The 15,505-nt window shown below is 50.5% G+C and carries 16 protein-coding genes; 13 read left to right on the forward strand and 3 right to left on the reverse strand.

The features are described from left to right. Nucleotides 1-133: 133 nt before the first annotated feature. Nucleotides 134-1,225 (forward strand): TRAP transporter substrate-binding protein, encoded by a 1,092-nt coding sequence (locus tag KU854_RS05920; RefSeq protein WP_218357518.1) that lies wholly within the window; start codon nt 134-136, stop codon nt 1,223-1,225. A 23-nt stretch (nt 1,226-1,248) separates the two neighbouring features. On the opposite strand, the gene KU854_RS05925 is transcribed toward KU854_RS05920, so the two are convergent. Beyond that, nucleotides 1,249-2,154 carry a hypothetical protein gene (locus KU854_RS05925; protein ID WP_218357519.1) on the reverse strand — a complete coding sequence of 302 codons (906 nt, stop codon included), beginning with the start codon at nt 2,152-2,154 and terminating at the stop codon, nt 1,249-1,251. 53 nt (nt 2,155-2,207) lie between these two features. Beyond that, a complete protein-coding gene (locus tag KU854_RS05930) occupies nt 2,208-3,296 on the reverse strand; it encodes a hypothetical protein (RefSeq protein WP_054780098.1) in 1,089 nt (362 codons plus the stop codon). An 811-nt stretch (nt 3,297-4,107) separates the two neighbouring features. On the opposite strand from KU854_RS05930, the gene KU854_RS05935 reads away from it, so the two are divergent. After that, nucleotides 4,108-5,142: a GTPase family protein gene (locus KU854_RS05935; protein ID WP_218357520.1), complete on the forward strand. Its 1,035-nt coding sequence runs from the start codon at nt 4,108-4,110 to the stop codon at nt 5,140-5,142. A gap of 203 nt (nt 5,143-5,345) precedes the next feature. Next, nucleotides 5,346-6,308: a GTPase gene (locus KU854_RS05940; protein WP_218357521.1), complete on the forward strand. Its 963-nt coding sequence runs from the start codon at nt 5,346-5,348 to the stop codon at nt 6,306-6,308. A gap of 57 nt (nt 6,309-6,365) precedes the next feature. Here KU854_RS05940 and KU854_RS05945 read toward each other — a convergent pair whose 3' ends face one another. Next, nucleotides 6,366-7,400, reverse strand: coding sequence for an ion channel (locus KU854_RS05945; protein ID WP_218357522.1), 1,035 nt, complete (start codon nt 7,398-7,400; stop codon nt 6,366-6,368). Nucleotides 7,401-7,562: 162 nt separating this feature from the next. On the opposite strand from KU854_RS05945, the gene KU854_RS05950 reads away from it, so the two are divergent. From KU854_RS05950 to KU854_RS05995, 10 genes are all read left to right on the forward strand, one after another. Further along, on the forward strand, nt 7,563-7,913 hold the full coding sequence (locus KU854_RS05950; protein WP_218357523.1) for a YkvA family protein: 351 nt from the start codon (nt 7,563-7,565) through the stop codon (nt 7,911-7,913). Nucleotides 7,914-7,927: 14 nt separating this feature from the next. Further along, complete coding sequence (locus KU854_RS05955; RefSeq protein ID WP_218357524.1) at nt 7,928-8,317, forward strand: cupin domain-containing protein; 390 nt, start codon at nt 7,928-7,930, stop codon at nt 8,315-8,317. Between the two features lie 12 nt (nt 8,318-8,329). After that, nucleotides 8,330-9,079 carry a class I SAM-dependent methyltransferase gene (locus KU854_RS05960; protein ID WP_218357525.1) on the forward strand — a complete coding sequence of 250 codons (750 nt, stop codon included), beginning with the start codon at nt 8,330-8,332 and terminating at the stop codon, nt 9,077-9,079. 90 nt (nt 9,080-9,169) lie between these two features. Next, entirely contained in the window at nt 9,170-10,180 is a 1,011-nt protein-coding gene (rlmF, locus tag KU854_RS05965) for a 23S rRNA (adenine(1618)-N(6))-methyltransferase RlmF (RefSeq protein ID WP_218357526.1), read from the forward strand. A gap of 98 nt (nt 10,181-10,278) precedes the next feature. Further along, nucleotides 10,279-10,650 (forward strand): hypothetical protein, encoded by a 372-nt coding sequence (locus KU854_RS05970; RefSeq protein WP_218357527.1) that lies wholly within the window; start codon nt 10,279-10,281, stop codon nt 10,648-10,650. 57 nt (nt 10,651-10,707) lie between these two features. Next, nucleotides 10,708-11,385, forward strand: a complete 678-nt coding sequence (locus KU854_RS05975; RefSeq protein WP_054780092.1) for a DedA family protein — start codon at nt 10,708-10,710, stop codon at nt 11,383-11,385. A gap of 72 nt (nt 11,386-11,457) precedes the next feature. Then, entirely contained in the window at nt 11,458-12,573 is a 1,116-nt protein-coding gene (gene rodA / locus KU854_RS05980; protein WP_218357528.1) for a rod shape-determining protein RodA, read from the forward strand. Nucleotides 12,574-12,852: 279 nt separating this feature from the next. Beyond that, a complete protein-coding gene (locus KU854_RS05985) occupies nt 12,853-14,469 on the forward strand; it encodes a phosphoethanolamine transferase (RefSeq protein WP_218357529.1) in 1,617 nt (538 codons plus the stop codon). Between the two features lie 73 nt (nt 14,470-14,542). Beyond that, complete coding sequence (locus tag KU854_RS05990; RefSeq protein WP_218357530.1) at nt 14,543-14,827, forward strand: PepSY domain-containing protein; 285 nt, start codon at nt 14,543-14,545, stop codon at nt 14,825-14,827. Then, entirely contained in the window at nt 14,820-15,338 is a 519-nt protein-coding gene (locus KU854_RS05995; protein ID WP_218357531.1) for a cytochrome b/b6 domain-containing protein, read from the forward strand. The genes KU854_RS05990 and KU854_RS05995 overlap by 8 nt, the downstream gene beginning before the upstream one ends. The last annotated feature ends 167 nt before the right edge of the window (nt 15,339-15,505 follow it).

A 15,505-nucleotide genomic window follows, 5' to 3' on the forward strand; every position in this document is an offset into this window, starting at 1 on the left:
GGGTTTTAAACCTAATCGACCTGAAGATGCAGGATTCAGGTTGTTTGGGTAAATAAGCAACCGAGAACGTAAGTTCTCACCTTATGTGGAAACAGTCTTTTGGCTGGCAATCACGGAAGTGAAAAGGTGAAGTATGAAAATAACGGCAAACAAAATGCGTAAGGCATTCAAGGGAAGTGCGCTGGCACTGCTGGCGGGGTTAATGACCACCGCGGCGTTGTCGGTTCCTGCCATGGCGGCAGACTTCAACCTTCGTGCAGTGGCTAACTCCAATGAAAATGACGAAGACTATGACGGCCTCGTGGTGTTCAAAGATTTCGTGGAATCCCACTCCAACGGCAAAATCAAGGTAGATCTTTACATCGGCACCCAGCTTTGCGGCAACGGCACCGAGTGTATCCAGGCGGTGGAAGATGGCTCGGTCGATATCTATATTTCGACCTCTGGCGGCGCAGCCAACATGTTCCCCTACATTCAGGTGCTTGACCTGCCTTATGTGTTACCGGATGACCGCACTACGGAAGCTGTCTTACAAGGGGATTTTGTGCGTGAACTACGCAAAGCGATCCTGGCTGACACCGACAACAAGCTGCGCCTGATGGCGATCGGTAACACCGGCGGCTGGCGTAACTTTGCCAACACCAAACGCACCGTGAAACAACCGAGTGACCTTGAAGGGCTGAAAATCCGCACTGTGGTGGCTGACTTGCCACAAGAATTGGTGAAAGCGCTAGGTGCAAGCCCAACGCCGATCCCATGGCCTGAGCTTTACACTTCTTTCCAGACCGGTGTGGTGGAAGGCTCGAAAAACGGTATTACCGATATTATGGGGATGAAGTTTCCGGAAGCGGGGCTGAAATACGTCACGCTGGATGGTCACGCCTATATGTCAGCGCTTTGGTACATGAACAACGAGGTTTTCCTTGATATGCCTCCTGCGCTTCGCAAAGTGATTGTGGATGGCTTCCGCGCCTTGCAACAGGCTACGTTTGCGTCACCGAAGCGTAAGTCGATTGCTGCCTATGAAGCGTTCAAAAAGGCGGGCGGGAAACTTTACGTGCCAACACCTGAAGAAAAAGCCAAATTCCAGGATGCCGCCGCGCCGGTGTATATCTGGTTTCAGGAAAACGTAGAAGGCGGTAAAAAATGGTATGAACTGTTGAAGTCTGAGTCTGAAAAAGCGCAACAACAGATTGCGGCAGCAGACAAAGCAGACCTCTCATGACCCAGTGATCCTGCGAGGAAGAATCAGCCTTCCGGGGCTGGTTTTTCTGCCGGGTTTTCGCTTTCATCCTCATCAGGTTTTTTCTTCTCAACCCACACCGCTGACTGCGCCTGTTTAAGCGCCATTTGCAGGGTTTCTGCAGGAAAATGCTCTTGCATACTGGGGCTGTTGTAAAGGTATGAGTCTTTTCGGATGCCGATTGAATCTTTTCTTATATCCCACACTTTCTTCTGCGCCTGCTCGGCGAGTTTGACCGTTTCTTCATAACCAATATGCACAAGGACGGCGGTGATCACTGGAATACCCATAATGTCTTCGCAGTAAAGGGAGAGGTGTCCAACACGGGCGTTAGGGTTTTCTCCGTGCTGGCTGATGGTTTGAGCAGCGACATTCATGCTGTTGTAAATCGCCGCCATCTTTTTGTTCACATCATGGTTATCGTTGACGCCAAACATATCGTTGGAGGTTTGTTCAATGAAGTCTTTCGTCCTGCGTGCCTTGTAGTGAGATGACTCCTGGCCAAGGTGAACAAACAGCGGGTGGTTGGCGAGTATACGTTCCAGCGCGAACTGGTTGTAGATAGAGCAGGGGCGGCCGGTTTCCGGGTCAATAGTGGCAGCGATGGCTTTGGTGATCATACAAAGCGTCGTGATTGCCTCCATAAAAATACGCTGCACCGGTTCGGGGAGTTTTTCGGTCGGATGGCGGTGGCTGGCGATAACAATGTTGCCGGTTTCATTCAGGATCACGTAGTGGGGCGGAGAAACCATATCTTCCTGTTTGGCGGGTTTCTCGGGTTCGTTTTTGGGCTTTCTACGCTTGATGATGAAGTAAGCGATCAGCAATGCGACGACCACACCTGTCAGTAAGCCGACAAGCAAAGGTTGCGTTGCGACAAGGGATTGAACCGTCAGTGTGGCTTCTTCCATCTCAGGCTCCCGGGGAACACCCCATCCCATTTTTATTGGGATGGGGCTGGGTTTTAACTCTCTTTCGCAGCAACGGTAAACGAGCCAGGAGAGGCTGCAACAACCAGTTTTTTGCCGTTTTTGTCGGTGACAACCAGATTAATGGCAGACTCATCATCCATGGTACCCGTGACGGTGAATGCCACTTGATCGCCAGTGAAGTTGGCGTTGGTAAAGGTTGATGTGGTTGCGCCGGACGCCCACTCCAGGGAAACCTTGTCGACCGGCATGAACTGACCTTGCAGTGCGTAAGCCCTGCCAGCCACCAAGGCGGAGCCAGATTCCACGGCCTCGTAGCCTTTGCCGCGGTCTGCGACGGTGAAGATAGCGGGTGTTCTCAACAGCAGGCCGCTCAACCAGTTGATCATTTCCAGATATTTGGGATCCGCATTGATGGAGTCCAGATCCCCGGCATATTCATGGATAAAGGTTGGCGTAACGAACATGTAAGTGTCTTTGTGCATGTTCAGGGTGATGCTGGATGAATGGCCTTTAATACAGGGGCCTGCTTTGAAGGCGACTTCGTTCTTCGCCATGTCGGCATAGACCACGATGGCACTGATAGAGGGCATGCCAAGCAGGTATTCGCAAACAAAGACAATGTTGGCGACCTTGCTGTTGGTTTTGTCCTTGCTGGCGGAGATGTTGAGCCCTTCCTTCCCGATAGATGAGATCATGGCAGAGGCAAACGCCAGTTGACCGGTACCTGTGGCAAGGCCGAGTAAAGATTCAATCAACTCTTTACTGAAGGTTGCGCCGCCACTTTTACTGGTATGGGTGACATCCTCTTCGGTGACGTGCACGAAAAGGCCAGAGCCTTTGATGATGCTTTCCAGCGCCGCATAGTTGTAAAGGGAGTAGGGTTTACCGGTGGCCGGGTTTTTTGTCGAACTCATCGCCCGCGACATACCTGCAAAGAAAACAGAGACTTCGGCGAATATTCGCTGCACCTTATCTGACATATCCGAGCTTGAATCAATGGTACTGGACATCATGATGTTGCCAGTCTGATTGAAGATAAAATATTTGGTTGCTTCAAGGTTGTGTGAGTTTTTTGGTGGCGGATTAATCTCGGTGGGTTTTATTTCTGTTGAGTCTGCCATTTTGATACCCTCGTGAAGATTTGCTGGCTGGTATTGCGCTCGTTATTGGTGGAAAATTGATAGTCTGAATTTAATTTCTACGCTGAGATCGCGGTCGACAGTATTTGTTTTTGTGTCTGACATTGTTTTCGTAAAAATATACAGGCATATGCAATTCCATTAATTGTTGTTTTATACCCAATCAAACTTAAGATGCAGGATGCAGCGAGCACCTCCAGCTCGTTTGGGTATGCAAGCTATTGTCATTGCGAAGTGAAACGTCTTAACGTCAGCCTGAACCACGTTTTAATGGCGAAAGTAAATGCAATTTCTGGACATTAAAAGCAGGCTACGAAAAGCGTAGTCAGCAACTTTTTGTTTCGTCATTAGCGTTTTTTGTGAAATTCAAATGTGTGCACTTTATGAATCACGTCCTATTAGTGATAAAAGATGTGAGCCTGATTTAATAATCAGATTTAACTTTTAAACGTAAAATGAATTCGCGGTTTCATGGGTATTGGCAAAAAATAAAGGAAGGGTTTATTTCGCTTTTTCGGACCTTTGTGTCTGCATTTCTTAAGTTTATTTGTTCTTCGTTGCGAAAATTCCCCCGAGAACAAAGGGCGCTCATGGCACCGTTGTGAGAGATACGGGAGAAGGGGAGACCGGCGGTACTTTGGGGTGTTTGGCGTGTTAAAAACGGGAGTTTTTAAACGTGGACAGCCATTGTTTGAGTTTGACTATCAACAGCGAGACAACCTGTTAAGTCATTCCATGCATAAAGTGATGAGTGGTTCAGTGGTGAATCTGTCTTTAGAGGAGAACCAACATCATGCAGGGAAATGAATATCTGAATAACCATCTTCGCCAATCGTTGGCGTTGTTAAAGCAGGCGCACGCTGGGCAGCCACCCTCCAATTCGCTTTTTGCAGCGATAAGGGCGGACATTGCGAAACGTGTTGAAATGGACGAAGGCTATAAGGCGCGTTTGAACCGCAGGCTGGATGTTCTTTCGCAAACCACCGCCAATATCTTGGTGATTGGAGCGGAAGGCGCTGGTAAGTCGGCCACGCTCAATGCCCTTTTCGGCAATAGCCAGACACAGGAGAGCACACCGGTGGAGGGGACGATCATCCGCCAGACCCTGAACAACCTGACCGTATTTCAAGCGCCGCTGCCAGGCTATGGGCAAAATGCCGATGCGGCGCAAATTGAACTTGCTGCGCTGCTAGGAGAAACGGATCAAAGCGGTGAGCCTTTGATTGATCTGGTGATGGTGGTGTTGGACGCGTCAAACAGTAATCTGGATGATGCTTACCTCGATATTTGCCATACCGTCTTGCCGATGATGGGGGAGAAGCTGCAGCAACGTTTGATGGTGCTGTTCAGCAAAGCTGACAAAGTGGCCTCTTCGATCCGTGGCTCGCGCGTCGATGAAATGATGCCGTTGGATGCAGAAATCTGGCTGGATTGCACAGCGGCCACATTGCGCTATCGGCTGATCCACAACACGGGTGTCTACACCAAACCCTTGGCCTTCAGCGCGCTGGGGCATGAGTCGCCAACCGGAAGACCGTATAACCTGCTTAAATTACTGGCACGCATGATGGCGGCGATGCCGGAAGAAAAAAGGCTGTTGTTACTCAACCAGCCACTCAGTCAGGGCGATAATGTCTGGCGTGATCATGACGACAGGCTGCTTTACCTGCAAAGCGTTGAGAACCTCTGTTTCGATACCCTTCACATTGGCGCTTATGACGGTGATCGTTTTGGTGGGCAGTTGGGTGCTTTCCTTGGCCGCCATGGCCGGGCACTGGGGGATATTCTCAGTGACCGGATACGGTTGCAGCTCGGCATTACTGTCTGATAATCCTCCCCGAATGGCCTGTTCTCACAGGCCATTTTCGTCAACGCCTACCACGTTTGGTTTCCGTACAACATCCTCTAAGTAAACAAAATGTTAATCGCGCTCAAGAGTGAGACATTGCTGAGACGAGCCATTGCGTAAAGTTCAGGGAACGAAGTGGATTAAGACACGTGGATTAAGACGTACCAACTGAGGGATATTCCATGCAAAGCAGCTCGTTTTCCAAACAAATGGCTTATGACATCAGCCATTCTTCGCTGATTGATGAATTCAAGAAAGCCACCCTGCAGCTACGTCTGCATCAACTTGACGACAAACCCCTGAACATTCTGTTTGCGGGTCCACAAGGTGTAGGTAAAACCTCGACCATTAAAGCGTTGTTTGGTGAGGCGCTAGTGCCTGCAGTCACCTCAGAATCAGAAATCCAGCGCTATGAAGCGGGCAACCTGACGGTGTGGGATTATCCCGGCCACAATGGTAATGCTGAACATGATAGACAGCTGGATATGCAGATTGGTGCGACACTCAGCGAACAGGATGCAGAAGGCAACCCGCTGGTGGATATGGTGGTGGTAGTGATGGATGCCGCCCAGCAAAACCTGAATGAAGGCTACCGCCTGATCACCGACATTATGATCCCGGAGCTGGGTGAAAATTTCGACAGCCGTCTTGTCGTGGCATTAAACAAAATTGATGTCGCCAGCTATGGCTATGAGTGGGACTACATTGCTGGCCGTCCTTCTCCGGAAGTGGAGGTGTGGCCGGAAAGTACGGCATCTTTGCTGCGTCACTGTATTCTGGACGAATCAGGGCTTGAGATTGCTCCAGTTTGCTTCGCAGCGGGATTTACCCGCACCAACGAGCTTTCACCGCGTCCGTTTAACTTACTCAAGCTGTTTGGCGCAATGTTGGGTAAATTGCCGGCTGAGAAACAGCTGACCTTGATCAACAGCCCACTGAATTCACATTCACTGGCGTGGTTCGATTCTGACGACCGCCGTAATTACCTGGTGGAAGTGGAGAACGTGCTGTTTGATACCCTGTACGAAGGCTCGCGAAGCGGTGCCCGATTCGGTGGTTTGCTGGGGGCGTACCTTGGCAAGCAGGGCAGGGAGATTGGTTACCTGCTGCGCCGTAACCTGCGCAACAAAATGAACCTGCTGTAAGCCAATTGCAGGGTGAGTAAAAAGGAAGCTTTCACGCTTCCTTTTTTCATGCTCCGGTTATTTGCGCCAGTTAAATTCCGGCACCCGCTCATCGGCGATATAAAAAAGTAAATCGTCCGGCAGGATTTGCTGTGAGAGGGTGGGATTCAACCTGACATGGGAATCTCGACCGCGACGAAAACCAATCAGGGTGGCTTCATGGTCTTGCTTCATCCAAAGGAACAGGTCACCCACTGTAGTTGGGCGGGCATCGCTGGGGTAATTGACGGCGTATTGAGTCATTCCCTTCTGTGAATTGAGCAGCTCGTGGTGAAGCTCGGAAGAGCCAGGGTCGACAGCGGATTTGGCCAGCATTTCGACGGAAACGGAAGGAATACATTCGGCGTTCGGGCAGTGAGTTTTCAGCAGATCGCTCAGTACCTCCTCCTGGAAATAAGCGAGGATATGGGCGCTGGGGTTTTTGCTGGCACAGAACAGCGCGGCAGCAAACGTAATGTCATCTTCCGGGTTGTCGATAATAATGCAGCTGGCATCCGCCACACCGGCACGGTTCATGGCCGTTTCTTCGGTGAAGCTGGTGGTGCGGACAAAATCAATCTGCTTAGGCATAGGGTTTTCAATATCCACCCGCACACACAGCACAATCGGGCGTTTGTCCTTCTCTTCATGGAGCAGCATGTCGATAAGGTGAAGGGTACGTTTTTCATTCCAACCCAGAATCAAAATATGTCCGGACACGTCAATGCTCCTTTTTCCAAGTAATCCTTTGCGCCAAAAATCGATGGTGACAGCCGCCACCCGGCTGATACAAACGGCAAACAGGGTAAGTCCAACCGGGATAACAAACAGCGAAACTATCCATTTCCCGGCATCTGTGGAGGGCGATAAGTCGCCATAACCCACAGTTGAGGCGGTGACTATCAGATAATAAAAGAAATCATGCAGTGAAGAAGTGAGCGCCTGCTCCCCTGCAAGGCGAAGCAAAATCCAACTCGCCAGCGCATAACCGGCAAAGCCAATTGCAACATGTTTGCCGCTGAGATTTTGAAACTGAGACGTGACCCATCGCCGGATCAGGCTCCATTTTGTCATCGACGTTATATCCTTCCCGTCTTTTTGTTTGCGCCCAATGATAGCAGCCTGACCAAGTGGGTTTTTTATCAATTGTGATCTGTGTGAAAAATCTCCCATATTGTGGTTCTTGTTAATGCTCGTTAAAGTCAGTAATCAGTCTGTGAGTAAAAGGAGCGGACAATGAGTGACAACAAGTACCTGGATGAGTTTTCAGAAGAAGGCTTTTGGAGCAAAGCGCGGAATTTCGCGCAAAAGGCCGGTTACGATGTGCTGGAAAATGCCATTAAGCTTTACTACTCCGCCACCGATGACGACACACCAAAGTGGGCGAAAACCACCATCTTTGCATCTCTGGGCTATTTTATCGCGCCGATTGATGCCATTCCGGACTTGGTGCCGGCAGTCGGTTTTTCTGATGATTTAGGCGCGTTGGCGGCCGCCGCAGCGGCTGTTGCCATGCATGTGAAAGCCGAGCATGGCGAAAAGGCAGCAGAAAAACTTGGGCAGTGGTTTAACAAAACCAGCGAGTAAGCGAAGGACAAGGAATGAAGGGAAGCAGAGTCAACCTGACCAATGCGTTTGAAAAAGTAACGTTTCTGGAAAACCGTACACCGCAGCACTCGTTGACCGGTGAAGGGGAAGAGGCGTTCGACGCACTGGCAGACTACCGTGACGGTGGCGTTTTCATTGCCTATTACGCGGGCAAAAGCGAATGGGAGCGTCACCCGGGCGATGAACTTGTTCATGTGCTGGAAGGGGAAACGACCATCTACCTGCTCAACGACAGCGAAGAAACGCCAGTTTCTCTATCGGCGGGCGAATTGATCGTGGTGCCTAAAGGAATCTGGCACCGCTTTGATACGCCAAACGGTGTGAAAGTGATGACAGTTACCCCGCAACCTACTGAGCACAGTATTGATAAACCCCACGTCTAAACAAGGAGCGATATGTCAAAAGATTCGAAGGAACGATTTTCAGACCGGGTAGCGGACTATGTGAAATACCGCCCGGATTACCCACAGGCGGCCGTGGATCTTATCTATGACGCCTGTGATTCCTCTACGCCTTTGGTTGCAGACATCGGCTGTGGTACCGGCATTTTCGCCCATCAGTTATTGGCAAAGGGATGTCGCGTGACCGGCATAGAGCCTAACGAAAATATGCGTGCAGCATCGGTTGCATGGCTTGGCGGAAATGGTGACTTTTCGGCGCAAGCAGGCTCAGCAGAAGCAACCGGGCTTGGGGACAACAGCGTCGATATCATCACCGCAGCGCAGGCATTCCACTGGTTCAACAACGACAGTGCTAAAGCGGAGTTCCGGCGCGTGCTTAAACCGGGTGGATTTGTCGCCCTGGTGTGGAACTCGCGCGATTTGAACGACCCTTTCCAACGCGAATACGAAGCTCTGCTTAATGAGTTGGCTACCGATTACAGCCAAATCAGCCATATGAACCTGGATTTTGAAGACATCGCCGGGTTTTTCGATGGCAAGGTCAAACAACAGACGTTTGAACACCAGCAGCGGTTTGACTTCGATGGCCTTTTGGGGCGACTGCATTCCTCGTCATATTGCCCTGACCGGGATACGCCGGAGTACGCCAAACTGGTGAGTGCGATGGAAATGCTTTTTGAGCGCTATCAGGAAAAGAGTTTCCTGACTTTCCGCTATATCACTGACGTCTATCTGGGTCACTGACGTCTATCTTGGTCATTTGCTTTGAATTATGGAATGCCGTGTTAGAATCCGTGCCCTGCAATTTCCGGACACTGCCAACGGTAGATCATTATGGCTAAACCAAACAAAACCCCAACAGCTCCGAAGAAAGGGCTTCACCCACGTAACCCTCACCGGGCACGTTATGATTTTCCTTCCCTGATCAAAGCGACGCCGGAGCTGGAATCCTTCGTAAAGAAAAACCCGTTTGGTGATTTGTCAGTCGATTTTGCCAACCCGGAGGCGGTGAAGACCCTCAACAAAGCGCTGTTAAAACATTTTTATCAGGTTGGCTTTTGGGACATCCCACCAGGTTACCTCTGCCCGCCGATTCCGGGGCGCGCGGATTATCTCCACTACATTGCCGACTTGTTGGCAGAGACCTTTGGTGAGATCCCGAAAGGAAAGGCAGTAAAGGGTCTGGACATCGGCACCGGTGCGAACTGCGTTTATCCAATGATTGGTCACCGCGTTTATGGCTGGCAGTTTGTCGGTGCAGATATCGACCCTGTGTCGGTAAAAAGCGCCAAGCTGCTGGTGGATGCTAACCCCTCACTGAAAGGGGGCGTCCAGTGCAGGCTGCAGAAAAATCCTGATCATATTTTCACTGACATCATTAACGCCAACGAGCGTTTTACTTTCACCATGTGTAACCCGCCGTTCCATGCCTCCATGGCTGAGGCTACCAAAGGCTCGGAACGCAAAGTGCGTAACCTGGCGGCCAATGCCCGCAAAAAAGGCACACAACGCTTTGATGTCCAAACCGTGGCGAAACAGGGTAAACCAAGCCTGAACTTTGGCGGGCAGAATGCGGAGCTTTGGTGCCCTGGCGGCGAAGCAGCGTTTATCCGTCGCATGATCGAGCAAAGCGCAGAATGTAAAACCCAGTGCCTTTGGTTCACCACTATGGTGTCGAAAAAAGAGAACCTGGACGCCATCTATAAACAGCTCAAAGCGATGAACGTTGACGCAGTGCGAACCATTGAAATGGCGCAGGGACAGAAGGTCACGCGGGTGGTGTGTTGGACGTTCCTTGACCAGGCAAAACGTGAAGCGTGGTTGTCAGGTGGTTCAGAATCTTAACTTGTGAGATTGCTAACGCTGGCGACGAATAAAATATGTTGTATTTTGCCGTTCGTTGGCAGTAAATTCTGTCTGATCTCAGACATGAGGAATGTCACTTGAAACGCCTGCTGGAAAATCTGCCTTTTGCTATCGCTATGTGTGCGGCTGCGCTTTGTCTCAGCATGCTCAGCGTCAGCAATTCCGGGGTCAGTGCGCAGGCGTTTAAGAACCTAGATTTTGGTGAAAAAGCCCCAAGGGCAGTGACGGTATCCCCCTTGCTCCGCAACGCGGCCCAACGTCCGTTTTTTTCATCGGTACCACTGCGGAATGATGCGACGCCCTGGCTTTATTTGCCTGAAAATGGGCTGCGCATTTTCTTCAGCGCGGTTGCCACTCTAGCGGCTTGGTCCTATTTCGATCTCCAACGACGCAGAAGTGCCGATCAGGACCCTTCTAATTTCCAGTTCCGCTATATACACACGCGCTAGTTAGCGGCTTCTCCTTCGCCTTTTTATTTTATTTTTCCAAAACATGTTGGAGATATCATGTTTGAAGCTATTCAAGAAGTGCTGATCGCCCTTTGGCATCAGGATTTCGATACCTTACTGGCACCGGGCAGTGCAGTGCTGATTTATATTATCGTCGCCGTTTTAATCGGTATGGAAAGCGGCTTTTTGCCCGCGGCACCTTTGCCTTGTGACAGTGTGGTTGTGCTGGTAGGTACCTTGGCGGCAGTGGGCGTTTTGACCCCGGCTATCGCGTTCCCGTTGCTGATCATCGCGGCATCGGTGGGTAGCTGGTTGGCCTTTTTGCAGGGACGCTGGCTGAACAAACTGCCGCTGGTGCAGTCCTGGCTTGATAAAGTGCCTGAAAAGAACATGAAAACCGTGGATGCACTGTTGCGTCAACATGGCTTGGTGGCGCTGTTTGCGGCGCGTTTTATCCCGGGTGTGCGCTCAATTGTGCCGATGATGATGGGTATGCGTGTGAAAGATGCACCACGATTCCACTATTTTTGTTGGCTCAGCGCTACGTTGTGGGTGTGTCTGCTTTCGGGCGTCGGCTTCCTTTTGCCATCACTGCCGGATACCCTTAGCCGTGCAGTGACCATGGGGTTGATGGCAGCGCCTGTCATCACGCTGTGTGCTGCGATCATGACCGCGTTGACTTGGCGTATTCGCAAATTGCTGCGTGGGAATAAACCGCCAACATCAAAAGCTTGATTTTATTAGGGAAAACGCACCGGGCGCAGGCTCGGTGCGTTTTTGTGTTTTTCAGATAGTTAAAACAAGGCAATGAACAAATTTCATCTTAGATTCGATATTCCGCTGCTGATAGCGATCATCTCGCTGATCACCCTTGGCTCAATGAGCGTCTGGAGCGCCAGCGGATACAGCATGCCAATCCTCGAACGCCACGTGGCGCGAGCGGGGATTGCCATGTTCGCCCTTTTGTTGTTTTCGCTGATCCCGGCAAAACGCTACCGACAGTTTGCGCCGCACCTGTTCGTCATCACCATCATCCTGCTCCTAGGGGTAATCGCCGCCGGTGAAACAGTGAATGGCGCCAAACGCTGGCTGGCATTGGGGCCTATCCGTTTCCAGCCTTCCGAGCTGGTTAAAGTTGCCGTGCCAATGATGGCTGCATGGCTTATCGTGCGTGACCCGGGTAGACCGGGACTACATAAGATTTTCCTTTGTGCGGCAGTGACGGCGGTTCCAGCCAGTTTGATTGTTATTCAGCCAGACCTTGATGGTGCTATTTTCACCGTCATCTATACCTTGTTTGTGCTGTTTCTGGCAGGGATGAGTTGGCGCATCATTGGCTCTGTACTCGCACTGGTGGCGGCCGTTGTGCCAGTCATGTGGTTCTTCTTTATGGAGGAGTACCAGAAAATGCGCGTTACCCAATTCCTGAATCCGGAATCTGATCCATTGGGTTCGGGGTATCAAATTATCCAGTCACTGATTGCGATTGGCTCTGGTGGTGTGCGCGGTAAAGGCTTTATGAGTGCGACGCAAGGCCAGCTTGGGTTTATCCCGGAAAGCCATACTGACTTTATCTTCTCGACGTTTGCAGAAGAGTGGGGCTTTATCGGCAGTGCGGTGATGATTGTGCTGTACCTGTTTATCTCCGGGCGTGCGCTTTGGCTGGCAGCGAACACAAATTCACCATTCTCACGCTTGGTCAGTGGCGCGTTGGCAATGAGTTTTTTCCTGTATGCATTTATCAACCTTGGTATGGTAAGCGGCCTGCTGCCGGTGATGGGTAGTCCATTGCCTTTCATCAGCTATGGCGGTACGGCCATGATCACACAGGGAGCCTGCTTCGGCATCATCATGGCGCTCTGCTGCGGTAAACAGCCCATTGAGGCGACTTGGAGCAACCGGACGTTCGCCCGGAGTGCTTAATCAATAAAGAACCGGCTCACTACGAGCCGGTTTTTTGTTATGTGAACTTCCAAAATTGCCAAAACCTTGTTTTTGACCAAAGACTCAATAGTTTGTAGGCGATATTTTGTCCAACCCTTAAGTGTTTCTTAAGTTAGGTCAGATAACTTGCTTTACGGTGCATTATAGAATGTCGCCGCACCAGAATTTGGATACTCAAGTTGGGTTTGTATTGGGAAATGAAAAGTCTGTTTCCTGCTTCACCCCTAACTCCTGCGTTTACCTGTAACTGAGAGAACTATGAAAATAAAGCCAATTCCAATGTGGCTGGCAACAATGATCTTGGCAGCCTATTTTGCGCTGTTTATGAATTTGCCCATCTACGACCGTTTGGTTGAGATCTTCCACGGGCTAGAGCATGTCGACCCTGTCTTTGTCGCGACCATTCCGTTTTTCTTTTTCTTTTCGTTAAATGTGATTTTTAACGTTTTTGCATGGCCGTATCTATTCCGGCCTTTTTTTGCACTTTTGGTGTTGGTGTCATCAGCAGTCACCTATGCGGGCTTTTTCTATGGCACGATTTTCGACCAGGATATGCTGGTCAATATTGTTGAAACCAACACGTCTGAAGCAACCTCTTACATCAGCTTTGCATCAATAGGCTGGATAACTGCGTTTGGCATACTGCCGGCACTGGCGATCCTGTTTGTGCCTATCAGCAAAAAAGGCGTTTTGCATTTATTCGGTACCAAACTGCTGTCTGTGGTGATTTCTTTGGTGGCAATTGGCGCTATCGCAGCGGGTTACTACCAGGATTATGCGTCTATTGGCCGCAATAACAGCTACCTGAAGCGGGTGATTATCCCTACCCACTTTGTCTATAGCGGTTACCAGTTGGTGAAAGATCGCTATTTCTCCGAACCCATTCCCTACAAACAAATTGGCCTGGATGCGGTGCAGGAACCCAAGGCAAACCCAGATAAACCTGACCTGCTGGTTTTCGTGCTCGGTGAAACGGCGAGGGCGCAGAACTTCGAATATACCGGTTACCCAAGAGAGACCAACGCCTTTACCAAGCAGGAAGAGGATGTGGTGTTCTTCAAGGATGTGTCGTCCTGCGGCACTGCGACGGCGGTTTCCGTGCCTTGCATGTTCTCCAACATGACCCGCGACAACTTTGACCGGGAGCAGGCTGACAACCAGGATGACGTGGTGGATATCCTGTCCCGTGCGGGAATTGACGTTTACTGGAAAGAAAACGACGGCGGGGATAAGGGCGTGGCGAAGCATATTCACCGTACCGAAGTGAACAATCAGCGCGTGGATGATCTCTGCAACGGCTCTACCTGTTTTGATATGGCTTTGCTGGAAGGGATGGACGGGGAAATTGCTGACATGAAAGGGGATCGTGTGATCGCGCTTCATATCATTGGCAGTCACGGGCCGACTTACTTCCAGCGCTATCCAAAAGACATGGCCTATTTCCAGCCGGATTGTCCGCGAGCTGACATCGAAAACTGTTCGGTGGAGGAGATCGTCAATACCTATGACAACACCATCCGTTACACAGACTATGTATTGTCACAGCTCATCAAGAAACTGAAAGCGCTGGAAGGGCAATACAATACGGCGCTGTTCTTTATCTCAGACCACGGAGAATCTCTGGGTGAGAATGGGCTTTTCCTGCACGGTATGCCATACGCACTGGCCCCTGAAACCCAGACCAGGGTGCCGATGCTGTTCTGGTCATCGCCCGGGTTTGATGAGGACAAAGGCTTGGACAAGCAGTGCCTCCAGAGCAATACGGGCAAGCCTTACAGCCAGGACAACCTGTTCCATTCGTTGCTTGGACTGATGGATGTGAAGACCAATGCCTATGACGGCAAGATGGACATTTTTTCACCATGCCGACAGTAAATTGACAATTCCTTAAGTAATCCTTAAGTCAGCGGGCGTAGTGTGAAAGGGCATTCACCATGGAGGAAATACAATGTCACTTTCAACACTATCCCGCTCTCTGCTTGCTGTTGCTGCCCTTGGCACCGCTTTTTCGGCAATGGCTGACCCTACCTGTACCAAAGAACCGGAATCCAACTGGATGAGCATGGACGACGCCAAAGCGCAGGTCGAAGCCATGGGCTATAAAATCAAAGTGTTTAAGAAAACCGACACGGGCTGTTATGAGCTTTATGGCCACACCAGCGATGGCAAACGGGCTGAAATCTATTTTGACCCGACAAATATGAAAAAGGTGAAAGAGGAAATAGATGACTGAACCGACGCGCTGGGACATCGTCGTCAGGCTGACGCACTGGACTATCGCCTTTTTGTTTCTCGCCAATTTCTTTGTGGTTGAAGAAGGAAGCGATATTCATGAATGGGCGGGTTATGCGTTGCTTGTTGCCTTGGGAATTCGCCTGCTTTGGGGGATGGTGGTTGATTCTCCCGCTGCTTTGCGACAGTTTCTGCCGTCTGTATCCAAGGCACTGGCGCATCTGCGTGAGGTTTTCCAGACCCATAAAGATGATCACCTTGGCCATAACCCCGCAGGTGCCATGATGGTGTGGGCACTGTGGACGTTACTTATTCTCACCAGCGTCTCCGGTATCTTGATGGAAACCGACCGCTTCTGGGGCGAAGAGTGGCTGGAAGAGGTGCACGAAGTGCTGGCGAACATGACACTGGCTGCAGTGATCGTCCATGTCTCGGCCGTTGTCATTATGTCCCGCCTGACGGGTCGCAATTATCTTTCCGGAATGACTTGGCTGACGCGAAGTAAGGATTAGGAAGAGATTCCTAAAACAACAAAGAAAAAGGCAGGGACGTCCCTAATGCCGATCAGTTAAGAGATAAATGATCGGTTGAACGATCCAACAGATGGCTTATAAAGGCTCTAAGTCCCCATACTTAGAGCCTTTTATTTTGCAATTGACCACAGCCCTTACCCTCGCGA

Origin of the sequence: Enterovibrio paralichthyis (assembly GCF_019209835.1) — a bacterium.
GTDB lineage: Bacteria > Pseudomonadota > Gammaproteobacteria > Enterobacterales > Vibrionaceae > Enterovibrio > Enterovibrio paralichthyis.

Bases quoted from the DNA above. Each gene is read 5' to 3' on its own strand.
- KU854_RS05960 (WP_218357525.1), top strand. From the start codon at position 8,330: ATGTCAAAAGATTCGAAGGAACGATTTTCAGACCGGGTAGCGGACTAT.
- KU854_RS05925 (WP_218357519.1), bottom strand. From the start codon at position 2,154: ATGGAAGAAGCCACACTGACGGTTCAATCCCTTGTCGCAACGCAACCT.
- KU854_RS05935 (WP_218357520.1), top strand. From the start codon at position 4,108: ATGCAGGGAAATGAATATCTGAATAACCATCTTCGCCAATCGTTGGCG.
- KU854_RS05990 (WP_218357530.1), top strand. From the start codon at position 14,543: ATGTCACTTTCAACACTATCCCGCTCTCTGCTTGCTGTTGCTGCCCTT.
- rodA (WP_218357528.1), top strand. From the start codon at position 11,458: ATGAACAAATTTCATCTTAGATTCGATATTCCGCTGCTGATAGCGATC.
- KU854_RS05975 (WP_054780092.1), top strand. From the start codon at position 10,708: ATGTTTGAAGCTATTCAAGAAGTGCTGATCGCCCTTTGGCATCAGGAT.
- KU854_RS05995 (WP_218357531.1), top strand. From the start codon at position 14,820: ATGACTGAACCGACGCGCTGGGACATCGTCGTCAGGCTGACGCACTGG.
- KU854_RS05945 (WP_218357522.1), bottom strand. From the start codon at position 7,400: ATGACAAAATGGAGCCTGATCCGGCGATGGGTCACGTCTCAGTTTCAA.
- rlmF (WP_218357526.1), top strand. From the start codon at position 9,170: ATGGCTAAACCAAACAAAACCCCAACAGCTCCGAAGAAAGGGCTTCAC.
- KU854_RS05920 (WP_218357518.1), top strand. From the start codon at position 134: ATGAAAATAACGGCAAACAAAATGCGTAAGGCATTCAAGGGAAGTGCG.
- KU854_RS05950 (WP_218357523.1), top strand. From the start codon at position 7,563: ATGAGTGACAACAAGTACCTGGATGAGTTTTCAGAAGAAGGCTTTTGG.
- KU854_RS05985 (WP_218357529.1), top strand. From the start codon at position 12,853: ATGAAAATAAAGCCAATTCCAATGTGGCTGGCAACAATGATCTTGGCA.
- KU854_RS05930 (WP_054780098.1), bottom strand. From the start codon at position 3,296: ATGGCAGACTCAACAGAAATAAAACCCACCGAGATTAATCCGCCACCA.
- KU854_RS05955 (WP_218357524.1), top strand. From the start codon at position 7,928: ATGAAGGGAAGCAGAGTCAACCTGACCAATGCGTTTGAAAAAGTAACG.
- KU854_RS05940 (WP_218357521.1), top strand. From the start codon at position 5,346: ATGCAAAGCAGCTCGTTTTCCAAACAAATGGCTTATGACATCAGCCAT.